This window comes from Hydrogenivirga sp. 128-5-R1-1 (genome assembly GCF_000171895.1).
In genome coordinates this window covers 1-21,473 of record NZ_ABHJ01000001.1, presented here as the reverse complement: position 1 = coordinate 21,473, position 21,473 = coordinate 1, and the positions used below count along the sequence as shown (strand labels likewise).

The 21,473-nt window shown below is 50.9% G+C and carries 22 protein-coding genes; 16 read left to right on the top strand and 6 right to left on the bottom strand.

Features of this window, described 5'->3' with window-relative positions; genetic code table 11:
• The first annotated feature begins 69 nt into the window (after positions 1–69).
• The 4 genes from dprA to HG1285_RS16965 are packed head-to-tail and all read left to right on the top strand — an operon-like array spanning position 70 to position 4,281.
• Entirely contained in the window at positions 70–1,080 is a 1,011-nt protein-coding gene (gene dprA / locus HG1285_RS16950) for a DNA-processing protein DprA (protein WP_008285795.1), read from the top strand.
• 14 nt (positions 1,081–1,094) lie between these two features.
• A complete protein-coding gene (locus HG1285_RS16955; RefSeq protein WP_008285794.1) occupies positions 1,095–2,642 on the top strand; it encodes a DHA2 family efflux MFS transporter permease subunit in 1,548 nt (515 codons plus the stop codon).
• The gene (locus HG1285_RS16960) at positions 2,642–3,469 is read left to right on the top strand and encodes a peptidylprolyl isomerase (RefSeq protein ID WP_008285793.1); all 828 of its coding nucleotides are present in this window, start codon (positions 2,642–2,644) and stop codon (positions 3,467–3,469) included. Before HG1285_RS16955 ends, HG1285_RS16960 begins: the two co-directional genes overlap by 1 nt.
• The gene (locus HG1285_RS16965; RefSeq protein WP_008285792.1) at positions 3,412–4,281 is read left to right on the top strand and encodes a hypothetical protein; all 870 of its coding nucleotides are present in this window, start codon (positions 3,412–3,414) and stop codon (positions 4,279–4,281) included. Before HG1285_RS16960 ends, HG1285_RS16965 begins: the two co-directional genes overlap by 58 nt.
• Here HG1285_RS16965 and murI read toward each other — a convergent pair.
• Positions 4,278–5,045, bottom strand: a complete 768-nt coding sequence (gene murI, locus HG1285_RS16970; protein ID WP_008285791.1) for a glutamate racemase — start codon at positions 5,043–5,045, stop codon at positions 4,278–4,280. The genes HG1285_RS16965 and murI overlap by 4 nt on opposite strands.
• A 39-nt stretch (positions 5,046–5,084) precedes the next feature.
• On the opposite strand from murI, the gene HG1285_RS16975 reads away from it, so the two are divergent.
• Entirely contained in the window at positions 5,085–5,885 is an 801-nt protein-coding gene (locus tag HG1285_RS16975) for a polyprenyl synthetase family protein (RefSeq protein WP_008285790.1), read from the top strand.
• Here HG1285_RS16975 and HG1285_RS16980 read toward each other — a convergent pair.
• Together HG1285_RS16980 and HG1285_RS16985 are read right to left on the bottom strand one after the other, a co-directional pair.
• Positions 5,878–7,125 carry a type II secretion system F family protein gene (locus tag HG1285_RS16980; RefSeq protein WP_008285789.1) on the bottom strand — a complete coding sequence of 416 codons (1,248 nt, stop codon included), beginning with the start codon at positions 7,123–7,125 and terminating at the stop codon, positions 5,878–5,880. The genes HG1285_RS16975 and HG1285_RS16980 overlap by 8 nt on opposite strands.
• A 2-nt stretch (positions 7,126–7,127) precedes the next feature.
• A complete protein-coding gene (locus HG1285_RS16985) occupies positions 7,128–8,228 on the bottom strand; it encodes a type IV pilus twitching motility protein PilT (RefSeq protein ID WP_008285788.1) in 1,101 nt (366 codons plus the stop codon).
• Positions 8,229–8,336: 108 nt separating this feature from the next.
• On the opposite strand from HG1285_RS16985, the gene HG1285_RS16990 reads away from it, so the two are divergent.
• Positions 8,337–8,759 carry a molybdenum cofactor biosynthesis protein MoaE gene (locus HG1285_RS16990; RefSeq protein ID WP_008285787.1) on the top strand — a complete coding sequence of 141 codons (423 nt, stop codon included), beginning with the start codon at positions 8,337–8,339 and terminating at the stop codon, positions 8,757–8,759.
• A complete protein-coding gene (moaA, locus tag HG1285_RS16995) occupies positions 8,760–9,758 on the top strand; it encodes a GTP 3',8-cyclase MoaA (RefSeq protein ID WP_008285786.1) in 999 nt (332 codons plus the stop codon). It abuts the gene before it with no gap.
• Here moaA and HG1285_RS17000 read toward each other — a convergent pair.
• Together HG1285_RS17000 and HG1285_RS17005 are read right to left on the bottom strand one after the other, a co-directional pair.
• Positions 9,742–10,377, bottom strand: a complete 636-nt coding sequence (locus HG1285_RS17000) for a TetR/AcrR family transcriptional regulator (RefSeq protein WP_232219432.1) — start codon at positions 10,375–10,377, stop codon at positions 9,742–9,744. The genes moaA and HG1285_RS17000 overlap by 17 nt on opposite strands.
• Positions 10,349–11,641: an FAD/NAD(P)-binding oxidoreductase gene (locus tag HG1285_RS17005; protein WP_008285784.1), complete on the bottom strand. Its 1,293-nt coding sequence runs from the start codon at positions 11,639–11,641 to the stop codon at positions 10,349–10,351. The genes HG1285_RS17000 and HG1285_RS17005 overlap by 29 nt, the downstream gene beginning before the upstream one ends.
• Before the next feature lie 349 nt (positions 11,642–11,990).
• Between HG1285_RS17005 and HG1285_RS17010 the strand changes: the two genes are divergently transcribed.
• The 7 genes from HG1285_RS17010 to HG1285_RS17040 all read left to right on the top strand — a co-directional run bounded on the left by HG1285_RS17010 (position 11,991) and on the right by HG1285_RS17040 (position 19,141).
• A complete protein-coding gene (locus HG1285_RS17010) occupies positions 11,991–12,770 on the top strand; it encodes a heme-copper oxidase subunit III (RefSeq protein WP_008285783.1) in 780 nt (259 codons plus the stop codon).
• On the top strand, positions 12,770–13,570 hold the full coding sequence (locus HG1285_RS17015; protein ID WP_008285782.1) for an SCO family protein: 801 nt from the start codon (positions 12,770–12,772) through the stop codon (positions 13,568–13,570). Before HG1285_RS17010 ends, HG1285_RS17015 begins: the two co-directional genes overlap by 1 nt.
• Positions 13,570–14,286: a cytochrome c oxidase subunit II gene (gene coxB / locus HG1285_RS17020; protein ID WP_008285781.1), complete on the top strand. Its 717-nt coding sequence runs from the start codon at positions 13,570–13,572 to the stop codon at positions 14,284–14,286. Before HG1285_RS17015 ends, coxB begins: the two co-directional genes overlap by 1 nt.
• A complete protein-coding gene (locus HG1285_RS17025) occupies positions 14,283–15,896 on the top strand; it encodes a cbb3-type cytochrome c oxidase subunit I (RefSeq protein WP_008285780.1) in 1,614 nt (537 codons plus the stop codon). The genes coxB and HG1285_RS17025 overlap by 4 nt, the downstream gene beginning before the upstream one ends.
• Positions 15,897–16,211: 315 nt before the next feature.
• Positions 16,212–16,661, top strand: a complete 450-nt coding sequence (locus HG1285_RS17030) for a cytochrome c oxidase subunit II (RefSeq protein WP_008285777.1) — start codon at positions 16,212–16,214, stop codon at positions 16,659–16,661.
• Between the two features lie 13 nt (positions 16,662–16,674).
• Positions 16,675–18,426 (top strand): cbb3-type cytochrome c oxidase subunit I, encoded by a 1,752-nt coding sequence (locus HG1285_RS17035; RefSeq protein ID WP_008285776.1) that lies wholly within the window; start codon positions 16,675–16,677, stop codon positions 18,424–18,426.
• A gap of 1 nt (position 18,427) precedes the next feature.
• Positions 18,428–19,141: an SCO family protein gene (locus tag HG1285_RS17040; RefSeq protein WP_008285775.1), complete on the top strand. Its 714-nt coding sequence runs from the start codon at positions 18,428–18,430 to the stop codon at positions 19,139–19,141.
• Here the strand turns inward: HG1285_RS17040 and uppP are convergent.
• Positions 19,117–19,887, bottom strand: a complete 771-nt coding sequence (uppP, locus tag HG1285_RS17045) for an undecaprenyl-diphosphatase UppP (protein WP_008285774.1) — start codon at positions 19,885–19,887, stop codon at positions 19,117–19,119. The two genes, HG1285_RS17040 and uppP, sit on opposite strands and share 25 nt — an antisense overlap.
• On the opposite strand from uppP, the gene HG1285_RS17050 reads away from it, so the two are divergent.
• Complete coding sequence (locus HG1285_RS17050) at positions 19,886–21,049, top strand: geranylgeranyl reductase family protein (RefSeq protein ID WP_008285773.1); 1,164 nt, start codon at positions 19,886–19,888, stop codon at positions 21,047–21,049. The two genes, uppP and HG1285_RS17050, sit on opposite strands and share 2 nt — an antisense overlap.
• A 5-nt stretch (positions 21,050–21,054) precedes the next feature.
• The coding region (locus HG1285_RS17055) for a rubrerythrin family protein (protein ID WP_008285772.1) at positions 21,055–21,473 on the top strand (419 nt) is incomplete at its 3' end.

Genomic DNA, 21,473 nt, shown 5'->3' with positions numbered 1-21,473 from the left:
GATTGTGATAAACAATATAAGGGAATCCTTATACGAAAACAAGGGTTTACCTATGATATAGGTTAGGGGATGGGAAGCTTTGAACTTTGGCTCAGGTTGAAGCTCACTAAGGGTGTTGGGGAGATAACCCTGTACAGGCTCTATAAGACCTTCGGTGGAGCGGAGAATATTCTGTCGGCAGACTACAAAGACCTTAAGGGCTGCGTGGGAGAGAGTAGAGCTCGGGCGATCCTGTCGGGAGACTTTGATGAGAAAGTCTATGAGGAGGTTTTAAGGGCGGTTGAGAGTGGTTCTATATATGTTATCACCCTGGAGGACGAGGAGTACCCCTCAGCTTTAAAGCGTATAAAGGACCCTCCGCCCCTCGTGTTCCTGCGTGGTAGTCTGAGGAAACTTCCGCTCGTGGGTATCGTTGGCACGAGAAAGCCCACACCTTACACCCTCAACTTTGTTGAAGAGCTGGTCAGTATGGCTGTTTCAAGAGGATACGGGGTGGTCTCCGGAGGAGCGGCCGGCGTTGATTCCAAAGCTCACCTGAGCGCCGTTGAAAATTCGGGCTACACCCTTTGCATACTCGGCTTTGGAATTTTAAAGGCTCGTGGGAAGGTATTTGAAAGCATAAGTGAATCGGGCGGAGCCCTGCTGAGCGAGTTCCTGCCTCACGAACGTGGAGACAGACATACCTTTCCCAAGAGGAACAGGCTCATAGCGGCTCTATCCGAGTTCATAGTTGTGCCCGAGGCAGGTGGAAGTAGCGGTTCGCTGATAACGGCCGACCACGCTGTCAAACAGGGCAAGAAGGTTTACGCTCATATAGGAATAGGCAGGTCTTCAAGCTGGGACGGGTGTTACAGACTTGTAAGGGAAGGAAAGGCGGAGCTCATAAAGGACGGCAGTCACGTATTCGGGGTTAAAGAGAACTCTGAAAGCGAGCCCTTGCTTGAGTTCCTCAGGATCCCGAGGAGCCTTGATGACGTGAAGACCTTCCTGGGCGTAGACGATAGTGAAGCCCTTAAACTCCTCACTGAACTGGAACTTGAGGGCAAGATAAAGAGGTTGGGCTCCTTCTTCTCCTCCTGATAACATAGTAACTGATGGGTCAGTCAGTAAGTCTCAGCAGGGGAGAGCTCGTAGTCCACACCCTCATAGTTATGACAGGAGCCTTTATGGCTATACTTGACACAACCATAGTTGACATAGCCCTGCCCAAGATGATGGCTCCCTTAAAGACAGACCTTTACGGTATTCAGTGGGTCGTTACCGCCTACATGATAGCTGCTGCGGTTGTTCTACCTTTGCTTGAGTGGCTGGAGAAGGTAGTTGGTCTCAAAAAGATGTACGTTGCAGGCATAGCCCTGTTTGCCCTCTCCAGCTACCTGTGCGGTATATCTACCGAGCTCTACCAGATGGTTGTGTTCCGATCTATCCAAGGGCTTGCAGAGGCTCTGATAATAGTATCCGCTCAGGTGATACTCTTCACAATATACCCACCTGAACAGAAAGGGGTCGCCATGGGGATATTCGGGCTCGGAGCTTCCTTTGCCCCGGCAGTGGGACCCACCTTAGGGGGGTGGCTCACGGAGCACATAAACTGGAACTGGATATTCTTCATAAACGTGCCCGTTGGTATAGTTCTTACCACCGCAGCCCTCTTCTTTTTGAGGGAAGTCTCTACGGAGAGGAAGGTCATGCCCTTTAACTTCGTCTCCTTCACCTTCATATCCATAGCCACCGTGAGCACGCTGATAGTTCTTTCAAAGGGTCAGCAGTTTGGTTGGTTCAGCTCAAACACGATAGCCTTCCTTACGGTCGTTGCACTTCTGTGCTACCTACTCTACCTCGCCTCTGACGTTTTATCTAAGGTAAAGCTCATAGACCTGAGCGTATTCAGGAAGGTCAACTTCGCTGTGTCCTCGGTGGTCTTTCTTCTCGTCTTGGGCTTCTCCATGTACGCCCTCTTTTACGCCATACCTCTTTACTTTGAGTTTCTAAAGGGTCTGAGCACCTTCACCACGGGTATACTCCTACTGCCCTTTGCTCTCTCAATAGCGGTCTTCTCGGTGGTTGCGGGAGCCCTGAGTGACAGGTGGAGTGCTGGAGGCACGCTCTTCATAGCCATACTTGTCTATCTGGGGTCTATCTTCTTCTTCATGAGGCATTACGACCTCTATACTCCAAAGGGTGAGGCGTCCCTTGAATTATCTCTAATGGGAGTGGGTATGGGTCTATTCTTCGCACCCGTCACCGTTATAGCTCTCAGGGGTCTTGAGGATAAGACCATACTCGTTATAAGCCTACTGGATTACATACGCTTCATAGGAGGTTCCTTCGGAACCGCCATAGCCACCAACATCCTTAAGGGCAATTCCTCCTTCCACTACGATGAGATATCCGCCCTCCAGTCCGAGAACTACCACTTCGTGGTGGGAAGGATAGAGTCGCTCGCCCAGTTCTTCGTGAACACCTCCTACACCCTTGAGGAGGCGGTCGTGAAAGCTTACTACTCCGTTGGAGCGCTCCAGATGAGGCTTTCATACTCTTACGCCTTTCAGGACTTGTTCGTGTGGAGCGGGATTTTCGCCATAGTGGGGCTCCTGCCTCTCGTTCTTCTGTTTAGAACGTGGCGATATAATAAAGCCTGATGTTTCTCCTCCTCCTCCTGTTTCTCTTAGCCTCCCTCACCTTTGCCGGACAGGGTATAGTCGCCAAGGTGGGTGACAGGGTCATAACCAAGGGTGAGTTCAACTCCCTCTTCAGCTTCTACTGGAAGGAGATGCTCCACTTTTCACCTAAGAGACCAACCTTTGAGGACAGGAAGAGGTTCCTCTTCAGGTATATAAAGGGCTTGATAGTGGAGGATCTCGCCCCCGATATGGGTATCAGGGTTGATGACGGAGAAGTTCTAAGGAGGCTGAGGTCGTGGGGTAGAAGAAACCCAGACCCCAGGCTGGTTATGTTCGCCCGCATGGAGCTACTCCTTGAGCGTATAGAGAGGAGGCTCGTCAGGGAGACCTCTGTGAGTGACGGGGAGATAGAGGCGTACTACATACTGAACAAGAGGGAGTTTTATTACCCTAACCAGGTAAAGCTGCTCAGGGTGGTGGCTGATTCAAGGGATAAGGCTTACAGAGTATATAAAGCTCTGAGGTCTGGAGGGAACGTTCCAAGGAGAGAAGGTATAGTCGTAGGTAGGGAAAGGTGGTACTCCCTTCAGGCACTACCTAAGAGAGTGAAGAGGAGGCTTTACCCCTACAGGGTTGGGGTGGTTTCCAGACCCATAAAGCTTGAAACTGGATACCTGATACTTAAGATTACAGATAAAAGGAAGTCCGGGGTGATGCCCCTATCCGAGGTTAAGGAAAAGGTGAAGAGGAAGTTATTGAGAATAAAGAGACAGGAGGTTCTTAGAGAATGGTTCAAAGAGGCTTTGAAGAGCTATCGGCTGGAGGTTTACTTAAAAAACTTGTAGTCGTACTGCTCCTGGCGGCTAATTTATCCCTCGCCCAACTCCTGGACAGGGTTGTGGCAAATGTGAACGGGGAACCTATCCTTGAGAGTGAGCTCAAGGTCGCCCAGATGTTCTATGGTGTAAAGGACAGAGACAAACTGATAGAGCTTTTGATCCAAAAGCACCTGATAGCCCAGTTCTTAAGAGACAACGGTCTCAAAGTCCCCGAGGGTTACGTTGATACCCTAATAGAGGATATAGCCAGGTCAAACGGCAAGAGCGTTGACGAACTTTACAGAGAGCTTTACTCAAAAGGGCTTTCCCCTGCAGACCTGAGGAGCTTTCTTGAAGTTGAGGTTGCCTCCACCTTGGGACTAAGGGAATACCTTATGAGCAGAGTTGAGGTATCCGACATAGAGATTGAGATAGAGAGGCTCAGAACGGGCGACGTGGAATACGTTAGGGAAATTGAACTCCTTGCTGTGGGAAAGGAAAAGAAGGAGGAACTCCTGAAACTCATAGGTAAGTACGGCACCGACCTGGACAAGGTAGCTGCGGAGCTCGGCGAGAAGTTGGAAAGGTTGAAGGTGAAGAAGGGGGAACTCGTTGAGAGCCTTGAAGAGGAGCTTTGGAAGGTTAAAAGGGGAGACATAGCCGTGGCTGAAGACGAAGAGAACCTTTACATAGCTAAGGTCTTGAGGGAGCTGAGGATTATATCCGGCAGAAACGAGGACGAGATAAAGGAGGAGCTTATCAGCAGGAAGCTCAAAGAGAAAGAGAAGGAGCTTCTTGAGAAGCTCAAGAAGGGCAGCCTTGTAGAAGTTTACAGTTAGACCCTGTGTGTCCAGTCGCTCAGTATCTCGGGCTTGAGCCTGTCTCCCAGTATGAGTTCTATGAGACCCTCAAGGTTTTGAGACCTGTCCGTGAAGAACAGTTCTATGGCACCCTGCCCTTCGTCCTCCACGAGAGAGGATAGCTCCTCGGCTACCGCGTCCGAAGAGTCCACAACCTCTGTTCCTTTCAGAAAGTTTTTGATCGTGTTTTTCAACAGCGGGTAGTGGGTGCACCCCAGTATCAGGGTGTCTATACCCTTCTCCCTGAACTCCTTTAGGTAAAACTCCACCACCCTCTCGGTTATATCTCCCTCTACCAAGCCTTCCTCAACGAGGGGAACGAACAGAGGACACGCCTTTGAGAAGACCTCAACCCCTGCCTCCCTGAGTCTGTGCTGGTAGGCTTCGCTCCTTATGGTCGCGCTCGTCCCTATCACACCGACCCTTCCCTTCGTCAGTGAGAGGGCTTTCCTGACCCCGGGCTCAACCACGCCCAGAACGGGTATCGTCAGCATGCTTGTGAGGGTTTCAAGGGCATAGGAGCTTGCCGTATTGCATGCTACCACGAGAACGTCCACCGACTTCTCACTCAGGAACTCTGCACACTCCACGCTGTACCTTATGACCGTATCCGGAGATTTGGTGCCGTATGGAACCCTTGCCGTATCCCCGAGGTAGAAGAGGTCTATACGGGGAAACTTTTCCCTTATAGCTTTCAATACAGTGAGACCCCCTACACCCGAGTCAAACACACCAACTCTCAATTCTGAACCCCCTTCAAGTTCTCTATAATTTTAAGTTCAATGGACAGGCTTTCCCTGTGGAAAGATAGGATTGAGGATAGGCTGAGGGAACTGCTAGTTCCTCAGCAACCCCAGGAGCTCTTTGAGGCTATGGCTTACTATCTCTTTCAGCCGGGTAAGAGGGTGAGACCTCTGCTGACCGTAGCCGTGGCGAGCTCCCTCGGTGGTGACGAGGAAGACGCCATAACGGTCGGATGTGCTATAGAGATGATACACAACTACTCCCTCATACACGATGACCTCCCCGCTATGGACAACGACGACTTCAGGAGAGGGCTTCCTTCCTGTCACAGGAAATTCGGCGAGGCTATGGCGGTTCTCGCTGGAGATGCCCTTCTAACCTATGCCTTTGAGCTTATGTCCAAAGAGGGTGTTTTCAGGACGCTTTCTCCCGAGGAGGTAGTCAAGCTCATAAACACAATTGCGGTCAAGTCCGGTATAGGCGGTATGGTCGGCGGTCAGGCTCTTGATATAGGCGGTGAAGAGAACCTTGAAGAGGTAAACCTCAAGAAGACGGCAGCCCTCTTTGAGGCATGCTTTATCTCCGGAGGCATAGTCTCCCACAGGGGCGACCTTTTTAAGGAGCTTGAAGAGGTTGGAAGGGAGTTCGGTCTTCTATTCCAGCTCGTGGACGATATCCTTGATAGGGACGGCTTTTACGACTTGCTCGGGGAGGAGAGGTCTATGCTCAAGGCGGAAGAGCTGTACAGGTCTCTGACCCATAGGGCGGGCGTTCTCTTTGAGGAGCGTTCTCAAGAGATAAAAAACTTGATTGATATGGTTTATAACCGCGTTACTTGATGAGTTCTCCCATTTTGAATATGGGCATATACAGCGCTATTAATATGCCACCTACAATTGAGCCTAGGACTACTATGAGCATGGGCTCTATAAGCGTTATCAGCCCCTCAACGGTTCTGTCAACCTCGTCTTCATAAAACCTCGCTATCGTGTCAAGCATCTCGTCAAGTCTTCCCGTCTCTTCACCTACCTTAACCATTGCTACAACAAGCTTTGGAAACTGTCCCGTCTTCTCCATGGAGGACCACATAGCTTGTCCTTCGGTGACCTCCTTTCTAACCTTCTCTACAGCCTCCTGAATCACCAGATTTCCCGTAACCTTACCCGCGACCTCAAGAGCCCTCTCTATGGATACACCGCTTGAGAAGAGGGTTGCCATCGTCCTTCCGTACTTCGCCATGGCGCTTTTGACTGCGAGGTCTCCAAACTTGGGAAATTTTAGTATGAACTGGTGTACACCTTTTCTGAACCCGTAGCTTTTGCTGTACAGAGTTTTGAACACCACTGAGAAGACCACTATTCCACCTATTATGTACAGTATGTTCTCCCTCAGGGCATTGGACATATTTATAAGAATCTGTGTGGGAGTTGGCAGTGCCGCTCCAAAGCCCGAGTATATTTGGGCAAATGTCGGAACCAAAAAGTATAGTATTCCCGTAACTATTACGGTTGCTATAACAAGAACAAAAACAGGATAAAACGCAGCGCTCTTTATCTTGCTCTTTATCATTGCAAGTTTCTCGTAGTACTCTGAAGCACGCAGAAGGGCTCTGTCCAGCTCTCCCGTTTCTTCTCCAACAGCTACGAGGTTTACAACCAGCTCGGGGAATATGTTCGCCCGTTTGGACATAGCCTCCGACATGGACATACCTTCGCTGACCTCTTTGGCAACCTCAGCAACAGCCTCGGCGAGTTTCTTGTTTGGCATCTGCTCTGCCACTATGTCAAGGGCGTCTATTATTCCAACGCCGGCGTTTACCATGGCTCCGAGCTGCCTACAAAATAGGGCTATGTCCCTGTCCCCTACACCACCGAATAGACTGAAGCCCTTTTTCTTTTTTTCTTCCTTTGCCTTCTTTTCCTCTCCTACCGCCTCTCCCTCTATGAGTTCATCGGCGTTTACGAAGTTCAGTCCTTTTCCCTTGACCTTCTCCATGAGATCGTTGAAGTTTGACGCCTCTATGACCTCTTCAACGAGGCTTCCCTCCTCCGTGTAGGCTTTTACCTTGTACTTTGGCATTCTTACGTCCTCTTACCGCTTATACCCAGCATTCTTTCTAATTCTTTTATATCGGGCGAAGCCCTCAAAGCTTCATCCAGGGTTATGTATCCGGACTTGTGAAGCCTGTAAAGACTCTGGTTCATGGTTTGCATGCCGCTCTCAAGCTGTCCACTCTGCATCAGGGAGTATATCTGCTGTAGCTTATTCTCCCTTATGAGGTTCCTTATACCTGCGTTTGGTATCAGGAGCTCGTAGGCGAGGGCTCTTCCTCCACCTATTCTGGGTAGTAGCCTCTGGGAGAGAACACCCTGGAGGGTAAGCGATAGCTGAACCCTTATCTGTTCCTGCTGTTCTGCCGGGAACACGTCAACTATCCTCGTTATGGTGGATATGGCTGTGTTCGTGTGCAGCGTACCGAATACGAGGTGTCCAGTCTCAGCAGCCCGAAGGGCTATCTCTATAGTCTCCTTATCCCTCATCTCTCCTACAAGTATCACGTCGGGGTCTTCCCTCAGGGCTGCCCTTAGGGCGTCTGCAAAGGAGTAAACGTCCTGATCAAGCTCCCTCTGGTTCACTATGCACTGCTTGTGGTGGAATATGTACTCAACGGGGTCTTCTATGGTTATTATGTGGTGGGGGAAGTTCTCGTTTATGTAGTTTATCATAGCTGCGAGCGTTGTGGACTTACCTGAACCCGTTGGACCTGTAACTAGGACGAGACCCATCTTCCTGTGGCAGAGTTCAAGTATCTTCTCGCTCAGCCCGAGCTCGGTGACCGTCCTTATCTTGTAAGGTAGCCTCCTGAAGACCGCAGCCACCGAACTCCTCTGATAGAACACGTTTGCCCTAAACCTGCCCAGGTCTTTCACCCCGAAGGAGAAGTCAACCTGCCCTCTTTCCTCAAGGGTCTTCCTGTGTTTCTCGGACATGACTGAGTAGGCGAGTTTCTGGGTAACCTCCGGTGTCATAACGGGAAACTCGTTCAGAAAGGTTATCTTGCCGTCAACCCTTATGGCAGGTCTCGCCCCTGAGGTTATGTGTATATCGCTGGCGTCCTGTTGAACAGCCCTCTGGATTACGTCTATGAGACGCACTTCCCTCGTTCTCGTCTGGACTTCCAATTTTCCCCTCCTTATTGAGTTTGAAATTATACAGGAGAAAGAACTTGTCAAAGGGGTTGATGGGTTTAGAATAATATATGACATTTGTGTCATAAAAGGAGGCTGAGGATGGTGCCCAAGGTGTATCTGGGTAAGGAGTGGTTCGGAGTTGATGCAATACTCGCCGACTACACTGTGCCTCCCGAGTGCGGTGCCTCGGCGGTGTTTATAGGGATACCCCGTAGCGCACCCGAGGACGGCGATGTGAAGGAGCTTCACTACGAAGCCTATCCTGAGATGGCTCTGAAGGAGATGGAGAAGATCAGAGAGGAGGCTATAGAGAAGTTCGGTGTGAAGGAAGTTTTTATACACCACAGACTTGGAGTTGTTCCGGTGGGTGAGCATTCCTTCTTAGTGGTTGTATTCGGCGGGCACAGAGATGAGACCTTCAAGGCGTGCAGGTTCGCTGTAGACGAGACCAAGAAGAGGGCACCCATATGGAAAAAAGAGGTGTTCACCTCGGGTAAAGGTGAGTGGGTTCTGGGGGCTTAAATGGTTGGGGATAAACTCGGTAGAACCCTGAGGGATGTGAGGATATCCGTCACGGACAGGTGTAACTTCAGATGCTTCTTCTGCATGCCACCCGACAAGGAGATAGAGTTCCTCCAGAGGAGTGAGCTCTTGTCCTACGAAGAGATAGCGAGACTGGTGGGAGTTCTGGTGTCCTTGGGTGTCAGGAAGGCGAGGATAACAGGAGGAGAACCCCTTATGAGGGCACACCTTGAGAACCTTGTGGAGAAGTTGGCGTCCATTGAGGGTCTGAGGGATATAGCACTTACCACCAACGGCTACACGCTGGACAGAAAACTGGACAGCCTAGTAAGTGCGGGTTTAAAGAGGGTGACGGTGAGTCTGATAACCCTGAACCAGGATAAGTTCACCTCCATGGTGGGAAGGGATGTAAGCCTAAATAGGGTTATAGAGGGTATAAGGTCTGCCCGGCAGATGGGTTTGAATCCCGTGAAGGTCAATATGGTAGTGGTAAGGGGAGTGAATGACGATGAGATCCTTGATATAGCCGAGTTCTGCCGGGAGAACGACCTTCACCTCAGGTTCATAGAGTTCATGGATGTGGGAACCCTCAACGGCTGGAACATGGACAGGGTGGTCACAGCACAGGAGATACTCTCACTGCTGGATAAGAGGTTCGGTGTAGAGGAGCTTGGTAAGAGAGACGGAAGTGAGACTTCTGTGAGGTTCAGATACAGGGACACGGGGCAGGAGTTCGGAATAGTGGCTTCTGTAACGAGACCTTTCTGTAGCGGGTGCACTAGGCTAAGACTCTCCGCAGATGGCAAGCTCTTCACCTGTTTATTCTCTGACAGGGGCTACGATATCAAAAAGCTCTTGCGCTCTGGAGCCAGCGACGACGACCTGAAAGAGTACGTTAAGTCCATCTGGACAGAAAGGGAGGATAGGTACTCCGAGCTAAGGAGTCTTGAGAGAGCCCAGGTTAAAGACAGGGTGGAGATGTTCAGGGTTGGCGGCTGATCAGCCCCTCTAAGATCATTCTCTTCAGCGACTCTCTGTCCTTGACTATTCTGCCCTTCCTTCCCCTTATGAACCACTGAAAAGCCTTCGCCTGCATGAGCCCTATCAGCGAGAAACTGACCTCCTCTATGTCTATATCGTTCCTTATGAGCCCTTCCTGCATGCCCTCCTGGATCACGTTGCCCACCTTCTTGGCGTAGGTGTTTAGAAAGTCGGAGATCATCTTCTTTATCTTCCTCTTGTTGCTCCGTGAAAATTCAAAGCAGAGGACGGGGCTTATGCCCCGTGTCTCCTCCAGAAGGTCTATGTGTCCCTCTATTATCAGCTCTAACTTCTCTACCGCGTTGCTGCCCCTTCCTATTGCCTCGTCCGTCCTCCTCATGCACTCGTTCGTGTAGCGGGATATTATCTCTTCAACTATGCTGTCCATAGTGGGGAAGTGTTTGAATATGGCGGCATCCGATATCCCGAGCTTCTCCCCTATCTTCTTGGCGGTGAACATCCTGAGCCCTTCGTGGGCTATTATCTGGGCTCCCACTTTGATGATCTTCTCCCTTGTGCTCAGCATGGCAAAAAATCTTACCCTAAGCTCAGCACCTTGAGCCCGGAGAACCTTCACACTCCCTGCAGGGTTCCACCGGCTTTATGTGGAGAAACAGCTCAAGCGCCTTCTCCTCAAACCAGGGCGCTATATCCCCTCTCTTGACCTTCCAGAGGAAGTACTTCTCAAAGGCTGTCTTGAGGTAGTGCACCCATCCAGCCTTCTTGGTCTTCACCCAGGCTCTCGGGGGTATCACGGGATTCGCCACGAAGCCGGCCGCCTCCTTGCCCATGTCGGCTATACATATGGCTGCAAGGGTTGGAGCGTACCTGTCCGGTGAGTTGTGTATGTCGTTCACTATGTTCAACGCAACCGCCATAGCCATACCCTCTATCATCTGTCCAGTTTTGGGTGCACCTGTGGGGATCGGGGTCTTCTCTACGGGCGGTATTGCCGTCACTACACCAACGCCGTATATGTTGCCGTAAGTTGGGTTCTGGAAGCACCTGTTGACCAGCACCATCTTATTCATGGGGTTTGCCACCTTATCTCCTGCGGATGCCACCACCTCGGGACCCTGGAACCTGGGCATGAACATGGTCAGCGACGCAGGCTCTTCATAGGTGTTGCCATCAAGGTCTTCGTATATAACCTTGTCCTTCTCTATCTTTGTGACCTTAACGTTGGTTATGTACTTTATGTCCTTCTCTGCGAACAGGTCTTCCATCATCCTCCTTGAGGGACCCACTCCCCCAAGACCGAGGTGACCCACGTAGGGCTCCGAGGTTATGTAGGTTATAGGCACCTTATGTCTTATGTTCCTCTTCACGAGCTCGTAGTTGAGCATGAAGGCAAACTCATAGGCGGGACCAAAGCAGCTCACACCGGGTATGGCTCCGATCACGACGGGTCCGGGATTCCTGTAGAACTCCTCAAGCTTCTTCTGGGTCTCCATAGCGTGTTCAGCCGTGCATATGGAGGTTGAGTTTTCCTCCTGTCCTTCGGCGCCAAAGACGAGCTTGGGACCTGTTGCTATTACGAGGTAGTCGTACTCAAGTTCCGCCCCGGACTTGAGCTTGAGCTTGTTGTTCTCTGGGTCTATCGCCTCTGCAGCTTCGTTCACGAAGTCAATGTTGAACTTAGGAAGTAGAGGGGCAAGGGGTATGGTTATGTCCTCAAACTTCCTCCAACCCATAGCAAGGTGAGGAAAGGCAGGAGTGAAACCGAAGTAGGGTCTGTTTGAAACTATGGTGATCTTCAAGTTCCTGTCAAGTTTCCGGAGGTTGTAGGCGGTCGCTATACCACCTACCCCTCCTCCTATTATTACCACGTGTTTCTGCATCTCCTTTACCTCCTAACCTTGATTAGTAAGCGCTAACTCTAATTATAGACTCAATACTCAGAAAATGCAAACGAGCGGGTTTGGTTTAGCTTTGGTTTGTGAGTAAAAACAATTTGCGGTTTAAAAATTCATGTATTGTAATGACTTCTGTTTGCTTATATTTATATTCGTTAATACATACTAACTAACACCGCATATTAACCTTTGGACAGTTTAGTGCTAAATAATTGATGTATAGGTCGCTTTTTATAATAAAAGCCTTGCATACCCCAAAGCGCTGCTATATGATATTTCTCAGCTGATTCAGGTCATTTTAGTTAAGGAATGTTTACTTTAAGGAGGGACTGAGATGGCACAGGGAGCTGTTCATCATCCCCACCATGAGGTGAGTATCTGGCCCTTCCCAATCGGTATTGGGATACTCCTTATACCCATAGCCTTTACCATGTTCTTCCACTACCAGTGGCAGATGCCCGGTATCCTCGCAGGTGGTGCTGGTCTGGTTCTGCTGCTGATAGGCGCTGCTGGATGGGCTAACGAACACTTCCAGGTTGATAAGGACGAGGGCTACGGCTGGCTCGGTATATTGAGCTTCATACTCTCCGAGCTTGTCATATTCGGAACCATTTTTGCCTACTTCTGGACTGCCAGGGTTGCCCATGCGGAAGAGTGGTCTAAGTGGATACCTGAGGGAATAAGCCTCGGAACCGCTGGTTTCCTAACCCTTATCCTTTGGGCATCAAGCTTTACCATATTCAAGGCTGAGGTCGCCCTTGAGGAGGAGGGCGATAACGGAAAGGCTCTGACCTGGACCTTCTTGACCTTCATCCTTGGGGCTGTGTTCGTAGTCCTTCACATGAGGGAGTGGATGCACCTCTGGCACGAGGGCTTTACCCTCAGCGCTCACGCTTACGGAACTGGATTTTACGCTCTGACGGGACTTCACACCTCCCACGTTCTCGTAGGTCTCATAACCCAGATATACGCCATGTGGCTACTTGCCACCGGCAAGATGAACAAGGACAAGCCTACCCTTATGAGGGCTACCTCCGCATACTGGCATTTCGTTGACGTCATGTGGATGCTCGTTGCGGGAACTGCTTATCTCGTGGGGACGGCTGCGCTGTGATGAGAAGGATACTTCTGATGCTTCTTCTTGGTGCCGGGTTCGCGCTCGCGGAGGCTGTGGGCGCGGGAAACGTCATCAGAGAGGACTTCTTTGACCCAGCTCTGCTCAAGATTGACGAGAGGAAGTATCTCGGCACCTTCGTTCCCAACACGGACGTTATACTGGAAGATGGTAAGAGCGTGAAGCTCTATGACCTTCTGTCCGATAAGCCCACCATAATCTTATTCTCCTACTACACATGTGAGGGTTCCTGCCCTATACGGATAGACAACCTAAACAGGCTCATAAAGAGCGTTGATTCTCTCAAGAACAGAGACTTCAACGTTATAGTGCTCTCCTTTGACGAGAAGGACACTCTGCAGACCCTCAGGAAGTTCAAGGAGACCCACGGACCCTTCACGGAGCAGTGGATATTCGGACTCCTCCCAAAGGAGAACATAGAGAGCTTCACGGGCAGCCTCGGATTCAAGTTCTTTTTCTCTGAAAGGGACAAGACCTTCGTACACTCAAACGTTTACATATTCGTTGCTCCCGACGGGAGGGTAACGAGGTACCTGTTCGGTATAAACCCGAAGGAGAGGGACATAAGGATTTCCCTTGCTGAAGCCGAAGGTGGCAAGATCACGGCTAACTCCGTTATAGACCTCGCCCTCCTCGTATGCTACACCTACGACCCTTCAAGGAGCACCTTTGTGGTCAATCCAGCTCTGATATTCGGTGGTATAGGTCTTGCCTCCTTGGGAGGTGTTGTGCTGTTTGCCTTTATGACCAGCAAGTTACTTAAAAGGGAGGTGCAGTAATGGAGCAGGTGTTTGCTCTACCAGCTAAGTGGTGGTTTGAGGCTGTAAGCGTATGGCTTACGGTCGCTGTGGTCATCTACTTCCTGGTCTCCATACCGGGTATATACTTCGTGATGAAGTACCGCTTTAAGCCCGGTGAGAGGGAGATAGGCGACCACGAGAAGCATGGACACTGGGGGCTTGAGGCTCTCTTCGTTATAGTTCCTACGATAATAGTTCTCGTCCTCGCTACGTACTCATTCGTTATATTCAAGAAGCAGAGGAACGCCCCGCCGGACGCAATGACCATAAAGGTGACGAGCTTCATGTGGGGCTGGCAGACCGAGTACCTTGATGAGAAGGGCAACCCCGTGAAGGTGGTGGTTACCTCCTTTAACCCCAACAGCTACGAGGTGCCTGAGGATCAGAAGATAGTGGTACCTGCCGGTAAGCCTGTGAAGGCTCTTCTCACGTCTCTGGACGTTATACACTCCTTCTACGTTATGCCCGCCAGGATCACCGAGGACATGGTGCCTGGAAGGATAACCCACCTGTGGTTCCAGATAAACAAGCCCGGAGAGTACTGGATCTTCTGCAGGGAGTTCTGTGGAACGGGGCACTCCCACATGTTCACCAAGCTCAAGGTGGTTCCTCCCGAGCAGTTCGCCCTCTGGTTGAAGGGGGAGACCAACTTAGCTAAGAAAGAGGTTGAAATAAAAGAGGAGGTCGTGAGATGAGAGAAGCCATCTCGGTGCCCTATCTTAAGGCTGGTTTCAAGGAGTGGGTCTTTACAACAGACCATAAAAAGATAGGTCTTATGTACCTGACCACCTCTTACATCTTCTTCCTGGTGGCAGGTTTCTTTGGACTCGTGATAAGGTTTGAGCAGACCGTTCCCGGACAGCAGGTAGTCCCCAACGACTTCTACAACTACCTTCTTACGGGGCACGGGGCTGTCCTTCTTCTGTGGTGGGCGATAGCCTCCCACATAGGTGGTTTCGGTAACTTCCTCCTGCCCCTCATGATAGGAGCTAAGGATGTTGCATTCCCCCGACTGAACGCCCTGAGCTGGTGGGCTTTCTTCGGGGCGAGCGTCCTAGTTCTCCTTACCCTTATACCCGGCAACCACATAAAGATGATGTGGACGGGTTACCCTCCCTACTCTGCTACCGGTGACGCTGGTGTCACAGCCCTTTACGTCTTTATAATTCACCTGGTAGGTATATCCTCCATAGCGACCGCGGTGAACTTCATAACCACCTACATAAAGATGAGGGCTCCCGGCATACACTTCTGGAACACCAACATGTTCGTCCACACCCTCATAGCCGCTAACGTGATACAGCTCGTTGGAGTTCCCTCTCTCGCGGGTGCCGTTACGATGCTCCTCCTGGACAAGTACTTGGGCACCAACTTCTACAACCCCGCCAAGGGTGGAGACCCACTTCTGTACCAGAACGTCTTCTGGTTCTACTCACACCCGGTTGTTTACGTCCAGATACTTCCCGTCTTCGGTTTCTTCTCTGAGATAGTTCCCACCTTCGCGAGGAGACCGCTCTTCGGATACAAGACGATGATATTTGCAGTTTGGGGAATAGTCCTCCTGAGCTTCATGGTCTGGATACACCACATGTTCGTCTCCGGTGTGCCCGACTGGATAAGGGTGATAATGTCCTACACCACCATACTCATAGCCGTTCCTACGGGTATAAAGATATTCAACTGGATCGGAACGCTCCATGGTGGCGCGATAATTCTCAGAACGCCTATGCTTTACGCCCTCGGAGGGATATTCATGTTCCTCATAGGGGGTCTTACCGGAATACCCAACGCCATGGTAGCGATAGACCTCGGAATATCCGACTCCCTCTTCATAGTGGGACACTTCCACTACGTTCTCGGTATGGCTGTCACCCTCGGGGTGCTCGGTGCGATAGTTTACTGGTTCCCCAAGATGACTGGCAAGATGTACCCCGACGGCATAGGTAAGCTGAGCTTCTGGCTCACCTTCATAGGGGCTAACCTCTTCTACTTCTTCCAGATGGTCGTTGGAATGCTTGGAAACCCCAGAAGGTATCCTGACTATCCCCCCATACCCGAGTGGATAACCCTCCACCAGATACAGACCGCTGGAGCTATAATCCTCGGTCTCGGCATACTCGTGTTCACCATAGGTGCCATAAAGGGACTGCTCAGCGGTGAGAAGGCTCCCGACAACCCTTGGCAGTCTCAGTCCCTTGAGTGGCAGATACCTTCACCTGCTCCCGTTGATAACTTTGGTGAGGAGCATCCCAAGGTAGAACCCGATTACCACCCCTATAAATACGGTGCACCTCCCGTATTTTAGAACTTGAGCAACCTCCTGAGCCGTTCTCTTTGAGGGGCTGTTAGCCCCTCGCCTTTCTTTTTTAAAAAAGTTAAAAACCGATTTAAAAACCTTCTTATCATGTTTAAAAGTCTTGATTTATTCCCGCGAGCGGATATAATTTATCTTCAAGTTAGGTATTACTAACTAACAGGAGGTTGTGCCATGGGTGAGAGAGAGGACTTCTTCCCATCGGGAGCTATAAGTTTCTTCGGCTTTCTGGTGGGTTTTTACCTTTTCCTGTGGGGACTCGTTTACCTATTACTTCTTTCCTTTGCCGACTGAGGAGGTGTAGACATGGACAGGGCTGAGAGGAATGCCTTAACCGTAGCTATCGTGTTACTTCTTTTCTTCTTTGTTCTCATAGTTTACGCTGCCAAGGGTCTCAAGATAGACCTCCCTACATGCGTGACCGATGTTCAGCCCTTCAAGGAGGGCAAACTCATACAGCATGCTCCTGACAGGTATGAGCTGCACGTGGTAGCCAAGATGTGGCTCTTTGACTTCAATCAGGGGAACACGGAGATAGAGATACCCGCAGGCTCAACAGTGGATATATACCTGACGTCTTCCGACGTGGTTCACGGAATGCACATAAACGGAACCACGGTGAACCTGATGGCTATTCCCGGCACCGTCAACTACATGAGGTACAAGTTTGATGAGCCGGGAGTTTATCACGTGGTATGTCACGAGTTCTGCGGAGTTGGACACCACGCTATGCAGGGAAAGATAGTAGTCAAGTGAGGAGGTCTGAAGTATGAAGGTTGAAGGAGGCATAAGGTTCATAATCCTGAGCGAGGTAGTTATACCCCTTCTGCTCCTTATATTTGGTGTTTACCACGGTGTTATGCAGGTTCTTTACCGGGCTGGTGTGTTGAAGACCGACTCTTTCCTGGGAATAGATTACTACCAGGGACTTACCCTTCACGGCGTCATAAACGCTATAGTCTTCACCACCTTCTTCGCGGTAGCCTTCGGTAATGCTGTTGTCCTATACCTGCTGAAAAAACCCCTCAGATCGGCTGTCCAGTGGGTAGCCTGGTTCATGATGGTGGGCGGTACCCTGATGGCTGCCTGGGCTATGTTCACCAAGAGGGCTACGGTTCTCTACACCTTTTACCCTCCCCTTATAGGACACTGGACTTTTTACATAGGCGCCGTCCTGCTTGTGGTCGGTTCACTTTTGCCCTTCTTCCTTGACTGGATACCCAACGCGATCGCCTGGAAGAGGGAGAATCCGGATAAGAAGATACCCCTCGCCGTCTTCGGCGTTTTCGTGAACCATATCCTCTGGACGATAATGATAATTCCCGTTGCGGTAGAGATACTCTTTCAGCTCTTTCCCCTCTCTGTCGGTTGGGTGGATGAGATAAACCCACTTCTGGCGAGAACCCTCTTCTGGTTCTTCGGACACCCTGTAGTGTACTTCTGGCTCCTCCCAGCCTACGTGATGCTGTACACTATGCTTCCCAAGATAGCCTCTGAGAAGGGGAAACTATACTCTGACCCTGCCGGTAGGCTCGCCTTCATACTCTTCCTTCTCTTCTCCCTCCCGGTTGGGTTGCACCACCAGTTCACAGAACCAGGCATAACCAACGCCTGGAAGTTGATTCACGCCATGTTTACCTTCTGCGTTGCCCTCCCGAGCCTGATAACAGCCTTTACCGTTGCGGCTTCCCTTGAGTACTCTGCAAAGGCTGAAGACCCTTCCGTAAAGAACTCCAAGTTCTACTGGTGGACACGCCTTCCTTACCTTAGGTTGGAGGGAGACAAGTGGCTCTTCTCCTACCTGTTTGCCGGGCTCATACTCTTCTTCTTCGGAGGTGTGACCGGGATAGTGAACGCCTCCTACAACCTCAACCTCACCGTCCACAACACCGCCTACGTTCCCGGACACTTCCATACCACCGTAGGTGGTCTCGTTCTGCTCGCCTTCCTTGGAATGTCCCTATACATGGTAGCCAAGTTGAGGGGAACTGACGTTAGGTTTAAGGGGCTGGCTGCACTCGCTCCCTACATCTGGATGCAGGGGATGTTCATGTTCTCTTACGCTATGATGGTCGGTGGCGCTCTTGAGGGATTCCCACGCAGAACTAACGCGGGGCTTACCTACCTCAATCCCGACTCCCCCCTCTACAGACCTGAGTGGGTTGGATACGCCCAGCTCTCTGTCGTTGGAGGTATACTCCTCGGGATAGCCTTCGTGTTCTTCCTGGTTTCCTTCTTCGGAACCCTGTTCGCTCCTAAGGTGAGAGAGTCTGTGGTGGAGTTTCCTATAGCTGAAGCTTACCACGATGCACCAACACCTGTTCTGAACAACCTCAAGGGATGGACTGTGGCTGCCGTCCTGCTGGCGGTTCTCTCATACATACCTCCCCTGTACGATGTCACCCAGAGGGGCGTTTTCCACAACTCTCCCGCTTACAACGAACAGTATCCCATACCTCTAAAACAGCTTCAGCAGACTGAAGCCAAAACCAAAGAACTCTCCATGAAGGAGGATAGGTGAGATGCGTTTTCCGGCTCCCCTCGTCCCCCTTTTTCTTTTTTTCTTTTTATCCATTATATTCGCTCAGACCGGAGGGACCGGGATACCGCCCAATGAGAGCAGAACCCTAGGCAATAAAGTTCCAGATGTTATTTTCGTGGATTCGGAGGGTAAGGAGTTCAACCTCTATCAGCTTAAGGGAAAGCCCGTTATACTGAGCCCCATCTATACACACTGCACCTCAGCCTGTCCCATAATCACCGAGAGCCTGAAGAAGACGGTCAAGCTCTTTGGAGAGCCGGGAAGGGACTTCTACGTCCTGACCTTCACCTTTGACCCTCAGGACACCGTATCTGACCTGAAAAAGTTCAAGCGGGAGCACGGTATAGACTCCGAAGGGTGGAAGGTAGCCCTCGTAAAGGACAGGTCTGAGCTATTCAAGCTTCTGGACGCTATAGACTTCAGGTTCGCCACGCTTCCAGATAGAGAGTTTGTTCATCCAAACCTCATTGTATTTCTGGACAAAGACATGGTCATACGTAAATACATGTACGGCGTAACCTTTGATAGACTTGAGTTTGCCAACGCCCTCAGGATCGCGAGAGGTGAGCTCGCTCTCCCCGAGAAGTTCAGGGGCTACCTCTTTCTGGTCGGTATGCTCGGCTTCGTGGGAACGCTCGTGTTTACCATAGTAAAGCTCTCCAGCTCACGCTACAGGAGAAAGGCGGCCGCATAAAGGATAGCCACAATCATCCTGTAAACGCCGAATATGGTGAACCCGTGGGAGTTGAGGAACTTCAAAAAGAGCTTCACGCTGACCATAGCGGTAAAGAAGGCGGTTATAAAGCCAACACCCAACAGCTCCCACTGAGAACTCTCAAACTGACCACCTGTCTTGAAGAGGTCGTAGGCGGTAGCCATCAGCATTGTGGGAACCGCAAGTATGAAGGAAAACTCCGCCGCGCTCCTTCTGGAGAGTCCCATCAGCATACCGCCTATTATGGTCGCACCAGACCTTGAAACCCCCGGAACCACCGCAAGAGCCTGAAAGAGCCCTATGATCGGTGCCTTCTTGACGGGCAGTTCGTCTATGTCCTTCAAATAACAGAACCTCTCGCAGAACCTATCCGCAAGTATGAGAACTATCCCGCCCAGAAATAGGTTTATCACCACCACGAGGTCGTTGCCTATGAGGTAGCCTTTTATGAGCTTGTAGAGGGCAAACCCTATCAGCCCTGTGGGTATGAAGGCGAGTATCACCCTCTTCCATGTCTCGTAGTCCTTTATAAACCTCTCAAAGTAGATGAAAACCACCGCCAAGATGGAACCCAGCTGAATAGCTATCTCAAAGCTCTTGGTAAACTCATCGTGAGGCAGCCCGAGAACGTGGGCGGTTAGGATCAGATGCCCCGTTGAGGAGACAGGAAGAAACTCTGTCAGTCCCTCCACCACTCCGAGTATGAAGGCGTCCTTGATCTCCATGGTGGATAATTATAAGGCTGTGAGATACGATGCCGTGGTCGTCGGAGGCGGTCCCGCAGGCGCAAGCTCTGCGAGGTTCCTCTCCGAAAAAGGTCTAAAGGTTCTGCTCCTTGAGAAGAGAAAGCTCCCCCGCTTCAAACTCTGTGCAGGTTGCCTCTCCGTGAGGATAACCCCCCTACTGCCTACCGGTTGGGAATCTGAGGTTCTGAACACCATCAGAGGCGGGTATTTGGGCTTCAGAGGAGAGAAGTTCCACCACAAGACCTCTGGCGAACCCGTCGCCTACATAATAGACCGGGCGAGCTTTGACCACTTCCTCGTTAAGAGCGCTGTGGAGAGCGGTGCCGATCTGTGGGAGGAAACGGAGTTTTTGAGTTTTGAAGGTGATAGGACGCTTCGCGTGAGAACGGATAAGGGAGCGGTTGAGACGGATCTCCTTATCGGTGCGGACGGCTTCTATACCAAGGTGGGCAAACAGCTGGGCTACCAAAAGAGAAAGTTCTTCCGATCCGTAGAGTTCTGGACTGAAGGCGACCTCGGTGAGGAGGTGGTAATAGACATAGGCATAGTCAAGCGTGGCTACGGCTGGATATTCCCCAAGGGAGACAAAGTGAGCGTGGGTCTCGCCACCACGGGCAGGGAGAACACCCTTGATGTTCTGAAGGATTACGTGAAGAGGCATGAGCTCTTAAAAAGCAAAGAAGTTAAAGGAGTCAAGGGCTGGATGATACCCTACCTGACCTCCCCTTCGGAGGCGCAGTTGGGCAAGGGCAGGGTTATGCTGGTGGGCGATTCTGCCAACCTCGTTGACCCCCTTCTGGGAGAGGGCATTTACTACGGCGTTCTCGGTGGGAAGCTACTCGCAGAGTCCATAACTCAAAACCCAGGCTCACCCCTGCAAACCTACACCGACCTCGTCCGCAGGGAGATAATTCCGGAGCTGGTCTATGCGGGTAAGATAGCCCGTCTCGCCTACAACTTCCAGAGACCAGCTTTTATCATGGGCGGTGGCTTTACCATGGACAGGTTCTTAAAACTCCTCAGAGGAGAGACAGATTATAAGGAGCTTTATATAAAAGGTATGCCGGATTTTGTAAGGTCTCTCTTGTCCTTTGAAAATTTTTCGCATATAATAATAGATAAAATCCTAAGGAGGAGGTGACAGCCATGAGCAAAAGCCTACAGGGAACTAAGACCCTTGAGAACCTAAAGGCAGCCTTTGCCGGAGAGTCTCAGGCTAACAGAAGGTATCTCTACTTTGCAAGGGAGGCTGACATACAGGGTTATCCCGATGTCGCCAACATCTTCAGGGAGACCGCCGAGGGTGAGACCGGACACGCCTTCGGACACTTGGACATGCTCAGGAAGTACGGCGGTGTTGACCCCGCTACCGAGAAGTCCATAAACACCCTTGAGGAGATGCTTGAGTCCGCGATAGCCGGTGAGACCTACGAGTACACAGAGATGTACCCCGGCTTCGCCAAAGTGGCAAGGGAAGAAGGCTTTGACGAGATAGCCGAGTGGATGGAGACCCTCGCAAGGGCTGAGAAATCCCACGCCGGAAGGTTCCAGAAGGCTCTGGATCA